The 13,894-nt window shown below is 38.7% G+C and carries 14 protein-coding genes; 12 read left to right on the top strand and 2 right to left on the bottom strand.

Annotated elements, in window-relative coordinates:
- Positions 1-47: 47 nt before the first annotated feature.
- Positions 48-458, bottom strand: coding sequence for a hypothetical protein (locus AC106S_RS17215; protein ID WP_482440924.1), 411 nt, complete (start codon positions 456-458; stop codon positions 48-50).
- 56 nt (positions 459-514) lie between these two features.
- Between AC106S_RS17215 and radA the strand changes: the two genes are divergently transcribed.
- From radA to AC106S_RS17240, 5 genes are all read left to right on the top strand, one after another.
- Complete coding sequence (radA, locus tag AC106S_RS17220; RefSeq protein ID WP_482440925.1) at positions 515-1,864, top strand: DNA repair protein RadA; 1,350 nt, start codon at positions 515-517, stop codon at positions 1,862-1,864.
- 12 nt (positions 1,865-1,876) lie between these two features.
- Entirely contained in the window at positions 1,877-2,998 is a 1,122-nt protein-coding gene (locus AC106S_RS17225) for an AraC family transcriptional regulator (RefSeq protein ID WP_482440926.1), read from the top strand.
- 72 nt (positions 2,999-3,070) lie between these two features.
- Entirely contained in the window at positions 3,071-3,739 is a 669-nt protein-coding gene (locus AC106S_RS17230) for a class I SAM-dependent methyltransferase (protein ID WP_482440927.1), read from the top strand.
- Positions 3,736-4,443: a VanW family protein gene (locus AC106S_RS17235; protein WP_482440928.1), complete on the top strand. Its 708-nt coding sequence runs from the start codon at positions 3,736-3,738 to the stop codon at positions 4,441-4,443. The genes AC106S_RS17230 and AC106S_RS17235 overlap by 4 nt, the downstream gene beginning before the upstream one ends.
- Positions 4,440-5,036 carry an acyl carrier protein phosphodiesterase gene (locus tag AC106S_RS17240; RefSeq protein ID WP_482440929.1) on the top strand — a complete coding sequence of 199 codons (597 nt, stop codon included), beginning with the start codon at positions 4,440-4,442 and terminating at the stop codon, positions 5,034-5,036. The genes AC106S_RS17235 and AC106S_RS17240 overlap by 4 nt, the downstream gene beginning before the upstream one ends.
- Positions 5,037-5,634: 598 nt before the next feature.
- Here the strand turns inward: AC106S_RS17240 and AC106S_RS17245 are convergent.
- Positions 5,635-6,135, bottom strand: a complete 501-nt coding sequence (locus tag AC106S_RS17245; protein ID WP_482440930.1) for a DUF6702 family protein — start codon at positions 6,133-6,135, stop codon at positions 5,635-5,637.
- 70 nt (positions 6,136-6,205) lie between these two features.
- On the opposite strand from AC106S_RS17245, the gene AC106S_RS17250 reads away from it, so the two are divergent.
- The 7 genes from AC106S_RS17250 (at position 6,206) to AC106S_RS17280 (ending at position 13,445) form a co-directional block, all read left to right on the top strand.
- Positions 6,206-6,784 carry a HupE/UreJ family protein gene (locus AC106S_RS17250; RefSeq protein WP_482441249.1) on the top strand — a complete coding sequence of 193 codons (579 nt, stop codon included), beginning with the start codon at positions 6,206-6,208 and terminating at the stop codon, positions 6,782-6,784.
- A gap of 58 nt (positions 6,785-6,842) precedes the next feature.
- The gene (locus AC106S_RS17255) at positions 6,843-9,227 is read left to right on the top strand and encodes a M1 family metallopeptidase (RefSeq protein ID WP_482440931.1); all 2,385 of its coding nucleotides are present in this window, start codon (positions 6,843-6,845) and stop codon (positions 9,225-9,227) included.
- A 272-nt stretch (positions 9,228-9,499) separates the two neighbouring features.
- Positions 9,500-9,778 carry a co-chaperone GroES gene (locus AC106S_RS17260; protein WP_482440932.1) on the top strand — a complete coding sequence of 93 codons (279 nt, stop codon included), beginning with the start codon at positions 9,500-9,502 and terminating at the stop codon, positions 9,776-9,778.
- A 98-nt stretch (positions 9,779-9,876) separates the two neighbouring features.
- Positions 9,877-10,050: a four helix bundle protein gene (locus AC106S_RS17265; RefSeq protein WP_482441250.1), complete on the top strand. Its 174-nt coding sequence runs from the start codon at positions 9,877-9,879 to the stop codon at positions 10,048-10,050.
- A gap of 68 nt (positions 10,051-10,118) precedes the next feature.
- Entirely contained in the window at positions 10,119-11,744 is a 1,626-nt protein-coding gene (gene groL / locus AC106S_RS17270) for a chaperonin GroEL (RefSeq protein WP_482440933.1), read from the top strand.
- A gap of 166 nt (positions 11,745-11,910) precedes the next feature.
- Positions 11,911-12,336: a hypothetical protein gene (locus tag AC106S_RS17275; RefSeq protein WP_482440934.1), complete on the top strand. Its 426-nt coding sequence runs from the start codon at positions 11,911-11,913 to the stop codon at positions 12,334-12,336.
- Between the two features lie 278 nt (positions 12,337-12,614).
- Entirely contained in the window at positions 12,615-13,445 is an 831-nt protein-coding gene (locus tag AC106S_RS17280; protein ID WP_482440935.1) for a GLPGLI family protein, read from the top strand.
- The last annotated feature ends 449 nt before the right edge of the window (positions 13,446-13,894 follow it).

Raw genomic sequence — 13,894 nt, forward strand, 5'->3', positions numbered from 1 at the left:
TATTGAGTAAAGATAAGATATAATAGAAATTTTATCCTTGATCTATGTTATTTTTTATCTTTTGTTGAAATTATTTTAGAAAAAACAAAATCCAAAAGGAAGACAACAAGGAATACAGCGATTGAATTTACATACAGCAGCAGATCGATAAGGCTGTCATCGGCAGGTCTGGTAAAATAAGAAAACGGATTTACCCGGGACCACAGCAGCATGACCAGATAAAGGATTTCAAATAAAGCGGCAACTTTCCATACTGCATCATAACTTCTTTTAAAGATCAGGATCGTGGCAAAACTTATTCCGCTCACAATTAAGCCTCCTATAAATACGGCAAAACCGTGTAAAGTATGGCTTGAAGGGGGCATTCCTGCAAGCTTCACAGATTCACCTACAAGTCCTGCATTCAGAAAGGTCATGATTCCTAAAATAAGAATGCTTTTTAGTAAGACATTTTTCATTCCCGAAAATTAGTTAAAAATTCAAAATCAAAATTCATTTTCTTTAACTTCGCAGTATGGCAAAACTGAAAACAGCATATTTCTGTCAAAACTGCGGAACCCAGTATTCCCAATGGATGGGGCAATGTAAAAACTGCGGGCAGTGGAATACCCTGGTGGAAGAAGTCGTTGAAAAAACGTCGTCTAAAACCCCACCCTTTTCAAAATCAAAACAACATGTCATCAATATCATTGAAGTTGAGACCAGTGAAGAGCCGAGAATAAAAACACCATCCGAAGAACTGAACCGCGTTCTGGGCGGTGGAATTGTCTTAGGCTCCGTAACGCTGATCGGAGGTGAGCCGGGAATCGGGAAATCTACCCTTCTTCTGCAGCTGGCTTTGAAAATGAAGAAAAAAATCTTTTATGTTTCGGGAGAGGAAAGTGCTTCGCAGATCAAGATGAGAGCAGACCGACTGACGGACCTTCAGAACCCGAACTGTTTTCTTTTTACGGAAACTTCCCTGGAAAAAATCCTTCATGAAGCCAAAAAGCTGGAACCGGATTTTATGATCATCGATTCGATCCAGACCCTTCAGTCTCAATTAATAGAAAGTTCTCCGGGCACTGTTTCCCAGATCCGGGAATGCTCCAATGAGATCATCAAATTTGCCAAAGAAAACAATACTCCCGTTTTTCTGGTAGGTCATATTACCAAAGACGGGCAGATTGCCGGGCCAAAGGTTCTGGAACATATGGTGGATGTGGTTCTGAATTTCGACGGAGACAGGAACCATCTTTTCAGACTTCTGAGAGCCAATAAAAACCGTTTCGGATCTACTGCCGAGATCGGGATCTACGAAATGATCTCACAGGGTCTGAAGGAAATCAAGAATCCTTCTGAAATTCTGATCACGAAAAAATTTGAAGAGTTATCCGGAAATTCCGTTGCCGTCACTCTTGAAGGAAACCGTCCGATGCTGCTGGAAATTCAGGCTCTGGTAAGTACGGCAGTCTATGGTACTCCGCAGAGAAGCTCTACCGGGTTTGATGCCAAACGGCTGAACATGCTTTTGGCAGTCCTCGAAAAACGCGCAGGTTTTCAGCTGGGCGCGAAAGATGTTTTTTTAAATATAACCGGAGGAATCAAAACAGACGATCCTGCACTGGATCTTGCTGTGGTGGCTTCCATTCTTTCGTCCAATGAAGATATTGCGATTTCGGAACATTACTGTTTTGCCGGAGAGATCGGGTTAAGCGGCGAGATCCGTCCTGTTGCCCAGGCGGAACAGAGAATTTCGGAAGCAGAGAAATTAGGCTACGAAAAGATTTTTGTATCCAACCTCAACAAGATTCCGAAAAGAAAATTCGGCATCAAAATAGAGGAAGTGAGCAAGATTGAAGATTTTCACGAAAGACTCTTTTAATATCCTGTAATTATGTCGCTCGAAAATATCCAGAAATTTGTCCTTGTTCTGCTTTATGGCGGCCTGACTCTGCTTTCATTTACCTTGCTGATCAATCCAATGAAAGCCAACAGAAAGGCGAATTTATTTTTCGGGCTGTTTCTTTTATTATGGTCCAGCTATTGGGTGCTGGATGTTTTGCAGATCTGCGGAATCAATCCGGAAACCTGGTTTTCATTTTTTATCTATTCGGTACAGGTATTTACGCCGGTATTTCTTTTTTTCAGCGTGGTATTTTTTATCAATCCGGATTACAGATTCAGGAAGACCGACCTGGTGTGCCTGATCGTTCCTTTTATCTGCTGGATATTATTATTTTTTTCAGAAGGACATCCGGCTATTTATCATATCATATTGTTTCTGAACATTGCTCATAATCTTCCTTATATTGCCCTTATCTATTTCAGGATCAGGAAGCATCAGAAAAGAATAGAAACCATTTCAGCCGATACGGAGCCTATTGATCTTCAGTGGCTGATCAAACTGAGCTTTCTTCTTTTTATCACCATCGTTATAACGGTTGGCTATGAACTTTTCAATGCTTTCATTTATAAGATGCATCAGCATGTGGTGATGGATCTCCTTTTTTTATTTATTGTGTACAGCACCCTGTATTATGTCCTCAGTCAAAAAGAGATCTATCCCGCAGACAAGACCCAACGCGATGAACTGATGTCTATTGAAATGGAAAATGAAGAGGAAGAGACCACAAGAAAAAAACTGATTTCCGATCATGAATTCGAGGCTCTAAAACAACGGTTAACTGTTTTGATGGAAACCCAAAAGCCTTATCTGGACGGTGATCTCAATTTACTGAAGCTTTCCGATATGGTGCAGATCAATGCCCACCAGCTTTCCTATCTTCTCAATAATGGCTTTCATGAAAACTTTTTTTATTTTGTTAATAAATACCGTGTACAGCACGCCAGGAAAATGCTTACGGATGATTCCTCCCAGAAGTTGTCTATATTAGGAATTGCCTTTGAATCAGGCTTCAATTCAAAAACAGCCTTTAATACTATCTTTAAAAAGATGACCGATATGACTCCATCGGAATTCAGAAAACAGCATTCGGCTCATCAGTTTAAATCCTGAAATTCAAATCACCTGAAATAAGACCGACCTGATACTCCGGATTTATTATTTTCACACCCAGAATTTAAAACCATGAAAACCAATATCCTTGAATATTATAATCATCTGGCAGATACTTATGACGAAAACCGTTTTGGTAATTCTTACGGAAAATACATCGACCGGCAGGAAAGGACATTTTTAAGTTCATTTTTCCGGGATAAAGAATACTCCGTAGTTTTGGACCTCGGCTGTGGTACCGGCAGGCTTCTTGATTTTGCAACCCACGGCACCGATTTCAGTGAGCAGATGCTGACGATTGCCAGAGAAAAATATCCTGAAAAAATAATATCGGCGGGAGAAATCTCAAAAATTCCGTTCGAGACTTTATTTGACTGTATCTTCTGCTTTCATGTGATTATGCATCAGACGAAGGAGGAAACCCGTAAATTTCTTGATGAATGTTACAGCCATCTGGGGAACAAAGGAATTCTGATCTTCGATTATCCTACAAAAGCCAGAAGAAAAACAGTTTCCCCTCAGGAAGACTGGCATGCAGGCAACATGTTTACAGCTTCAGAGATTTCAGAACTGGTAAAAAACCGCTGGAAAATAAAAAATACCACAGGGGTTTTACTTTTTCCTGTTCACCGGATTCCCAAAGGGCTGAGAAGATTTTTTCTTCCTTTTGACATTCTGCTCTGCCGTACTTTTCTGAAAAGATGGGCTTCTTATCACATAACAGTACTGGAAAAAATATGAGACGGCTGCTGAAAAACGTGATCCCTGCCCGCTGGAAGCTTCAGTTAAAACTGATGCAGCGGTATTTCCGTGAACAGCGGACCGGCTTTCAGTATCCGGAAGAATACCTGAAGGAAGATATAGGACCGTATAAAAACGAATTCCGCCAGGATATAAAGAAAGGGGAATACATTGAAAATAAGATCCATAATCTAAAAATAGTCAGTGGAAAAATCAATAACCTCGTGATTAAACCTGGTGAAGTGTTGTCTTTCTGGAAGCTGATCGGAAAACCGACCCTGGAAAATAATTTTAAAGAAGGCAGAAACCTTATCGGAAACAGTATTTCAAGCGGAACCGGAGGCGGAATCTGCCAGCTTTCCTCTATTCTTTATTATGCTGCTCTTCAGGCCGGGTTCAGGATTATAGAAAGATATCCACATTCTGTTGATATTTATAAGGAGGGTGAGCGTTTTACCCCGTTGGGTTCCGACTGCACTGTTGTATACGGATACAAAGACCTTCAGATACAGAACTGTTTTCCGTTTCCGGTTCAGTTCCGGAGCTTCGTCAGCAATCAGGAGCTTCATCTTATTTTAATTTCCCCTGAAAATATTCTTCTGAATGACATCCGTTTTCAGTATTCTGAAACAGGAAAGGGAGTTTGGGTGGAAACTTTTGCAGGCAGCAGGTTATTGTTTAAAAATTTCTATATTCGCTTATGAATTACCTGGCACATTCTTTTCTCACTTTTTCAGACGGACAGATCGTAGGACAGTTTCTTGAGGATTTTATCCGGAACAGGGACAGGTTTTCTTTTCCGAAGGAAATACAGGATGGGATTACCCTGCACCGGGCCATTGATACATTCACAGATTCCCACCCTGCCATTCATGAGGCCAAAAAAGTATTTGCTCCTCTTGTGCGGCTGTATGCAGGAGCTTTTGTAGATGTGTCTATGGATTATTTCGTTGCCCGTGATCTTACCCTGCATTCCCCGGAAGGCTGGAAAGCCCATTCTTTAAAGGTATATAAGGTTCTTCACCAGCATGAGCAGTGGCTTCCTGAAAATTTTAAAAAGATGCTTGAGAAAATGGAGAAAGAGGACTGGCTTTACAACTACCGGGAGGACCGGGGAATCCGGTTCAGTATCCGGAATGTTCTGAATAAGGCGAAATATCTGGAAAAAGACATTCCCGTTTTTGAAGCTTTTCTGGAAAACAAACCTTTTCTCCAGGAATGTTATGATGATTTCTTTCCTGATCTGCTGGCTCACGCCCGGGAGATCAATGCTCAGCTTCAAGCAGATCATGCATAAAAAAACACTTACCTGAAAGCAAGTGTTTTTAAGTGATTGTGTTTATTAGAATCTTCGACCTTAAATCCGGTAAAACGGGAACTTTTTTACCTTATTTAAACCTACGAACTAAATTTTTCCTAATCTGTGGTTTTATTTTGTGTCTGATGTTTTTATTTTATTCCAGGGTACTTATCCCTACTTAATCTGAAAAGATTTTAATTATTCAGAAAATCACAGTAAAGAATTCCCTTTTCACGGAAACTTTTTCTTTACTCTCATCTGAAAGGTCTGATGTTTTTTCACTTCAACGACCTGTTTCCTGATTTCAGTGTCTGTTAGCACAATTCAGAAATCCTTAATTAAACGTAAACAAATATAGCTTTTTTTAAACAAAAAACAAATATTATATAAATTAATAAATTAAAAACAATTTATAACATAGAATAAAACAACAAAACACATCAAAAAATGAAAATAATTCAATAATTTATTTTTTAAAAGGGAATCCGTTTAAAATTATTAATCAATATTTAGTGATTTAATATTTGGTTAATATAGTTTATCAGGGCAAAAAATGTTGAAATGAGCTTTTATGAAATAAAAAATTAACATCTGATTAAAACCGGCGGTAGAGGTAACGGTTAGGATAGGTCAGTTTTTCGCTTTCTCTTTTTCCCTGAACGATCATATGAACGATGTTGATCTGATCATCAAATAAATTATAGAGAAAGCTTACAGCCGCTTCCACTTTCTTAGGAGGGGGTAGTGTTTCAGATTCCAGGTAAACATTTACAGATTCGCTGTCTTCCTCATAGCCTACATAATTTATTTTCAGAAATTTTCCGTCTCCTTTTAGTTTGAAATACTCGGCACAGTATGTTCGCAGCGCATCATTAAGCTTTGCTCTGTATTTTTCATCATTGAAGTGGAAAGCACCGCCATATTTTCTGCTGAGTGCGTTTTCAAGATCATCCAGAAAGAACCGCCCGGTAATTTCAAAAGATTTTGATTTTGTGCTGTAATTGATTTCAACCGAACCTACATGATAGGGATGTTTTGCTTTTGTAAAAGAAAACAGGAATACAACAGGAATCAGGAACAGCCATAAAATCTTCATCTATCAGGACATTTAAAATTTGTTCCGAAATTAATCATTATTTTCGTACGCATTATATTTTTACATTATGATGCAGGATTTTCTATTTTATTTAAACCTCGGATGGGAACATATTATTTCACTGGACGCCCTGGACCATCAGCTGTTTGTTCTGGCTCTGATCGCAGTATACTCGTACAGCGACTGGAAAAAAATCCTGATCCTTGTAACGGCTTTTACCGCAGGACATTCCATTACTCTTGCGTTAAGCATTCTGGATGTCTTCAGATTTCCTTCCGCATGGGTAGAATTCCTGATTCCGCTCACCATTGTACTTACCTCTCTGGATAACATCATCATGAAAAACCAGAAACAGACCCTGATGAGAGCCAATTATTATCTTGCCCTGATCTTCGGACTCGTTCACGGGATGGGGTTTGCCAATACAGCAAGGGTAATGATCGCCAAAAGCCAGAGCATTGCCGTGCCTTTGCTGGGTTTCAATATCGGCCTGGAACTGGGGCAGATTGTTATTGTAGCGGCAATTCTTGCTGTTCTTTTTATTCTCCTCAACATCTTTAAGGTCAATAAAAAAGACTGGATTCTTTTTGTATCTTCCGGAGTATTTGCGCTTTCCCTGAAGATGACTTTGGAAAGAATTCCTTTTTAAGCTTTCATTTTCTCATTTAAATATTATTATCTTTGATCATTCTTAAATCATTTCGGTCATGAAGCTAAAAGCAGCCGCCCTTTCATTTGCTGTATTCACCTATACAGGAATCACCGCACAGAATATCCAGAATAACCCGGGAAGTAATCATGGAAATAAATTTGAGCAGCTGGGAACCATTCTTCCTACGCCCAATATTTACAGAACCGCATCAGGAGCCCCCGGCCACGGATACTGGCAGAACAGGGCAGATTACCATATCACTGCTTACCTTGATGAAGACAAAAGAAACCTGAAAGGATCTGAAACAGTAACTTATTACAACAATTCTCCGGATGACCTTGATTATCTCTGGCTTCAGCTGGACGAAAACGAGCAGTCTACGGTAAAAAATGCAAACTACCAGACCTCCTCTACCCTTCCTTCATCTATGAATGATAACCAGCTGAAGGTAACCGAACTTCCTGAAAAAGACAACGGCTATGGCGTTAATCTTGAAAAGGTAACGGATGCTTCGGGAAATCCGCTGAAATTTACGGTTAACAAGACGATGATGCGTATTGATCTGCCGAAGGTTTTAAAGAAAGGTGAAAAAATTGTCTTCAAAATAGACTGGAACTATAATATTCCCAACCGCATCCAGATGGGCGGCCGCGGAGGTTACGAAAACTTCAAAGAAGACGGCAATGATCTTTATACCATGACCCAATGGTATCCCAGAATGTGCGTATACAGTGATTTCCAGGGCTGGCAGAACCACCAGTTTACGGGAAGGGGTGAATTTGCTCTGGTTTTCGGGAATTTTAAAGTTTCCATGAATGTTCCGGCCGATCATATTGTGGGCGGAACCGGAGAATGTAAAAATTACGAACAGGTACTGACCTCCGACCAGATGTCCAGATACCGTAAAGCGGAAAATGCCGCGGAACCGATTGAAATTGTAACGCTGGATGAAGCTAAAAAAGCAGAGAAAAATCATTCGAAACAGAGAAAAACATGGGTATTTGAGGCGAATGATGTAAGGGATTTTGCCTGGACCTCTTCAAGAAAATTCGTCTGGGACGGAATGAGAGTTACTATTCCTGAAAACAACAATAAAGTAATGGCCATGAGTTTTTATCCGAAGGAAGCTTATGGACTTTACAGAAAATTCTCGACCAAAGCGGTTGCCCATACCATTAAAACCTATTCGGAGTTCACAATTCCTTACCCCTACCCTGTTGCACAGTCCGTAGAAGCAGCCAACGGAATGGAATATCCGATGATCTGCTTCAATTTCGGAAGAACGGAAAAAGACGGAACGTATTCTGAGGGAACTAAAAATGGAATGATCGGAGTAATCATCCATGAAGTGGGCCACAACTTTTTCCCGATGATCATCAACTCGGATGAAAGACAGTGGAGCTGGATGGATGAAGGACTGAATACTTTTACAGAATATCTTACGGAAGAAAAATGGGACAATAAGTTCCCATCCAAAAGAGGACCGGCCTGGACGATCGTGGATTATATGAAGCTCCCGAAAAACCAACTGGAACCAATCATGAGCAATTCTGAAAACATTATTCAGTTTGGTCCGAATGCTTACTCGAAACCTGCCACAGGGCTGAATATTCTCCGTGAAACCATCATGGGAAGGGAATTATTTGATAAAGCTTTTAAAACATATGCCAAAAGATGGGCTTTCAAACATCCTGAGCCTGCCGATTTCTTCCGTACTATGGAAGATGCCAGCGGCGAAGACCTTGACTGGTTCTGGAGAGGATGGTTCTACGGAACAGATCCCGTAGATATTGCCATTGATAAGGTAACAGTAGCCACTCCTGACCTGAATACTCCTCCGAAAGAAGCCGGAGAAACAAAATACAAAGCAGATAAACCGCTGCAGAATGAGTTTGAAGATATTTCTAAGATCAGAAACAGGGAAGATAAAAATATTGCGTTTTATGTAGATAAAGATAAAGAAGTACAGGATTTCTACTACCGGTACGACAGAGGCCAGGAAAAAATAAACCAGGATAAGGAATATACTGCCAAAACGGAAGCCACTCCTGCCCTGGATGCAAAAGATAAAGAGAAATTTAAAAATATGACCGGCTACCAGATCGACTTCGCTAATAAAGGCGGACTCGTGATGCCTATCATCCTGGAGTTTACTTTTGAAGACGGTACAAAAGCCTACGACAAAACGCCAGCCCAGATCTGGAGACATAATGAACAGAAGGTTTCAAAGACCTATTATTTTGACAAAAAAGTAAAATCGATCCAGCTGGATCCGATGAGAGAAACTGCTGATATTGATACCTCCAATAATTTCTGGAGCAGCAACGGTACAGACAGCCAGGTTTCCAAATTCCAGCTATTCAAACAGAAACAGGGCGGCCCCGTAAGAGGCGGATCAAACGGCAAGACCAATCCGATGCAGGCAGCCGGAAAAAGCTAACCGCTGCTCCCCTGTAACTTCACCATACACGGCACTGCTTATCATTACTATGAAAACTTTTCTTTTCCTTTAATGATAAGCAGTGCCGGTTTATTTTCCCCAACCACCTACTCAATTCAACGTAAAATATCAGCCGGAAATTTTTCCGGTTTTTTATTTTTCTGCCAAATTTTCACACTGGAGAATAAAATTCTGCCATTTCATCCACCACCTGCCTGTGGCATACATTTAGAGAATTATTTGGCAGAAATAATTAAAAAATATAACATATTATGTCAGTAAACTTTAAACCATTGGCAGACAGAGTTCTTATCGAGCCGATTGCTGCAGAAACTAAAACAGCTTCAGGTATTATTATTCCGGACACTGCGAAAGAAAAACCGCAGGAAGGTACTGTTGTGGCAGTAGGTCCCGGTAAGAAAGATGAGCCTACAACTGTTCAGGTAGGTGACAAAGTTCTTTATGGAAAATATTCAGGTTCTGAATTAAAGCTGGACGGCAAAGATTATTTAATCGTAAGAGAATCTGACTTATTGGGAATCATCGGGTAAGCTTCCCGCTACCGGCTTCCGGCAAATGGCTTTTTTCTACATAGAAATTAATTGATGAGAGATTTTAAAAAATTTGAAGTCTGGCAATTGATAAAGAAATTCCCAGTTTCATCAATATTGCCCTGGGATCGTCCAATGAAGCCGAAAACCAATTAATTCTTGCGAAAGATTTGCGATACCTTCATGAAAGTGATTATCAAAATTTTCTGGAAGAGTTAGCCCTACTAAAAAAGAAGCCTGTAACCCTGTGGAAAAGGCTCAACGGAAATTAAAAAAATAAAATCAAACTGCGAATTGCTGAAGCCAAAAGCCGAAAGCAAGTCGCCAAAAGCTAAACAACATGGCAAAAGAAATAAAATTCGATATTGAATCAAGAGACGCTTTAAAAAGAGGTGTAGATGCATTGGCTAATGCAGTAAAAGTAACTTTAGGTCCTAAAGGAAGAAACGTAGTGATCGAAAAATCTTTCGGTGCTCCGCACGTAACGAAGGATGGTGTTTCCGTAGCAAAAGAAATCGAACTTGAAGATAAAGTAGAAAACATGGGAGCCCAGATGGTAAAAGAAGTAGCTTCCAAAACCAATGATATTGCCGGTGACGGTACTACTACCGCTACGGTTCTTGCCCAGGCTATCGTAAGAGAAGGTCTTAAGAACGTAGCTGCCGGAGCTAACCCGATGGATCTTAAAAGAGGAATCGATAAAGCAGTAACTGCTGTTGTTGAAAACCTTAAATCACAGTCTCAGGCCGTAGGAGATTCTACTGATAAAATCAAGCAGGTGGCTTCTGTTTCTGCCAACAATGACGAAACCATCGGCTCCCTGATCGCTGAAGCTTTCGGAAAAGTAGGTAAAGAAGGAGTAATCACCGTAGAAGAAGCTAAAGGTATCGATACAACGGTAGATGTTGTAGAAGGTATGCAGTTTGACAGAGGATACCAGTCGCCATATTTCGTGACTAATCCTGAAAAAATGCTAGCTGAACTTGAAAACCCATATATCCTTTTGGTTGAGAAAAAAATCTCTTCTATGAAGGAACTGCTTCCTGTTCTTGAGCCAATTGCACAAGGCGGTAAGTCTTTATTAATCATCTCTGAAGAAGTTGAAGGTGAAGCTTTAGCTACTTTGGTCGTAAACAAATTAAGAGGATCTCTTAAAATTGCTGCCGTAAAAGCTCCGGGATTCGGAGACAGAAGAAAAGCGATGCTTGAAGATATCGCGATCCTTACAGGTGGTCAGGTGATCTCTGAAGAGCAAGGATTCACCATGGAGAACATTACTCTGGATATGCTGGGTACTGCTGAAAAAGTAACGATTGACAAAGACAACACTACGGTTGTAAACGGTGGTGGTGACGAAGCTAAAATCAAAGGAAGAGTAGCTCAGATCAAAGCTCAGATGGAAACTACAACTTCTGACTACGACAGAGAGAAACTTCAGGAAAGATTAGCTAAGTTAGCCGGTGGTGTTGCCGTACTTTACGTAGGTGCTGCTTCCGAAGTGGAAATGAAAGAGAAAAAAGACAGAGTAGATGATGCCCTACACGCTACAAGAGCAGCAGTTGAAGAAGGTATCGTTGCCGGAGGTGGTGTTGCTTTGGTAAGAGCCATCCAGTCTTTAGACAGCCTTTCAGGTGCTAATGCAGACGAAACAACAGGGATCAAAATCGTTAAAAGAGCAATTGAAGAGCCATTAAGACAAATTGTTGCCAACGCAGGTGGTGAAGGTTCCGTAATCGTTGCCAAAGTAGCTGAAGGACAAGGTGACTTCGGATACAACGCAAAAACTGACGAGTATGTGAACATGCTTGAAGCAGGTATCATTGACCCTACCAAAGTAACAAGAGTTGCCCTTGAAAACGCAGCTTCTGTATCTGGTATGCTTTTAACAACTGAATGTGTTATCACTGAAGTGAAGAGCGCTGAACCAGCTATGCCAATGGGTGGTGGAATGCCGGGAATGATGTAACAGCGTGTCGCTGAGACAAATTTAATATACTAACCGCTCTACTTTTTGTAGAGCGGTTTTTTTGTTTGAAATTTAGTCGCTAATTATAAAAGTTTTATTTATTAGCACTGAGGTTGTTTTTATATATTTGTGAATTACTGTAAGCGTTTCAAAAACAAACTATTAAATGAAATTTTTAAAAATTCTATTTTTGTTAATTATAATTTTCTCAGGAATTTTAATAAGCTTAAAATTAAAATTAACTGTTGAAAGTGCTGAATGCAACGCAAACTATGAAAATATTTATCCTCCAAATTGCTTCATAAAATTCGAAAACAAAAAATACCTTATTAAACAAATCTATAAATACAGGTATAAAATACTAAGTGAATATTGGTTTGTAGCCAGCGAAGGCTTTGCAGTTCAAAAATTTGAATTTCCTTTTGAAATGAATTATAGCAATGATCAAAAAAAATATATCCTATTAAAATATTCTGAAAACGAAGAATTCATTAGATTCAATTCACAAAAATATAAAATCACGGAAAAAAGGAATGATACAATTATTTCAAAAATAGCTGATAACAAAATTATTATATTTATTAACGAATAGGTAAAGTACTATTATTCAAAATCTCACAGATTCTTAACTCAACAAATTAAAGTAACAAGAGTTGCCCTTCAAAACGCAACTTCTGTATCTGGAATGCTTCCCCAGCTGCGCAAAGTCTCCCGACTTTGCAGAAATAAAATACATCATCCGAAGTCAGGAGACTTCGGATAGCCAGTTATGGTTTTCCGTAGGGAAATAGTATATTAGATTCTAATTTTAATCATTATAATCAGAACAACATTAGCGCAATTGTATATTGACGCAATGCAGAAATTTGGATGTTAGCAGAAATTTTAAACAAACACATGTTACAAATGAAATTTATTATATTTTTTCTTGGAATTTCTACATTTTGCTTCTCGCAAAAAATAAGTTTTATTTACGAAACAAAATACAAACTGAATTCAGAAAAACAAGATGATGTTTATTCCGAAAATATGATTTTGGATATAAAAAATAATACTTCAATTTTTAGAGATTCACAAGACAAAAAATCAGATTCAATAAAGTTGAATAATGGAAGCGGAAGATATAAAATGGGTGTTGAAAACCAATTCTATGTCAAAAAGAATCTAACTCAAAAAAGAATTGAAAAAGTAATAACTTATTTGGGAACAGATTATCTCCTTCCAATTGAGGAAATATTAAATTGGAAAATAACTTCCGAACAAAAAATAATTGGAAAATATAAATCTCAAAAAGCAGAAACAAATTATGGAGGAAGAAACTGGATCGCTTGGTTTACTACAGAATTACCTTTTGCAGATGGTCCATATATTTTCAATGGTTTACCTGGGTTAATTGTTTCTATTCAAGATTCAAACAATGAATATTCATTTAATTTGATAGAAGTAAAAAAAGGCGGGAATATTTTTGACGTACGCACAAAAGCAATAAAAATTGATTGGAAAAAATATGAAACACTTGCAAAATCACATTTTAATGATCCATATGATGTAAATGCAAAATTATTAATGGGAAAAACAGTTACATTTACCGATCCGAAAGGTAATATTATGGATATTTCAATAAAGAATAAAGAAATGCAAAATGATATTTTACAAGAAAATAATCCAATTGAATTAAATCACAAAATAAACTACAAATAAATAATTCTGCCAACATCGCATTGGCAAAATGTGTCTCCTAACTCATCATTTGAGGTTCCAGATATCGCGGCTGAGGTTTTAAAATACTATTTGGGCATTCCGAGATACTCCTTTGGGGTCTTCAGGTTCTGTTGATAGGTTTGCAACACCAAATTTCCGTGAACCCAACGAAAGAGTTTTATATAGCTTCGGATGGGTTTAGAACCGTAAAAAAGATATTTTGGAACCGGTAAGTAAGGTTAAAATAAAAAGGCAGAGTTCGTGGAGTAGCGGAGTGACAAATTAATATACTAACCGTTCTGCTTTTGTAGGGCGGTTTTTTATTTTGTAGATAACTCCTTTGTTTATCATTTATTATATACTATTGCGTTTATCCAAAAACAACTAAAAATAAACCGCTGTTTAACAAGCAATTGTACAATACACATATAAAATAAGCGCAATAATAT

The sequence above is a fragment of the Chryseobacterium sp. FR054 genome (assembly GCF_056844565.1).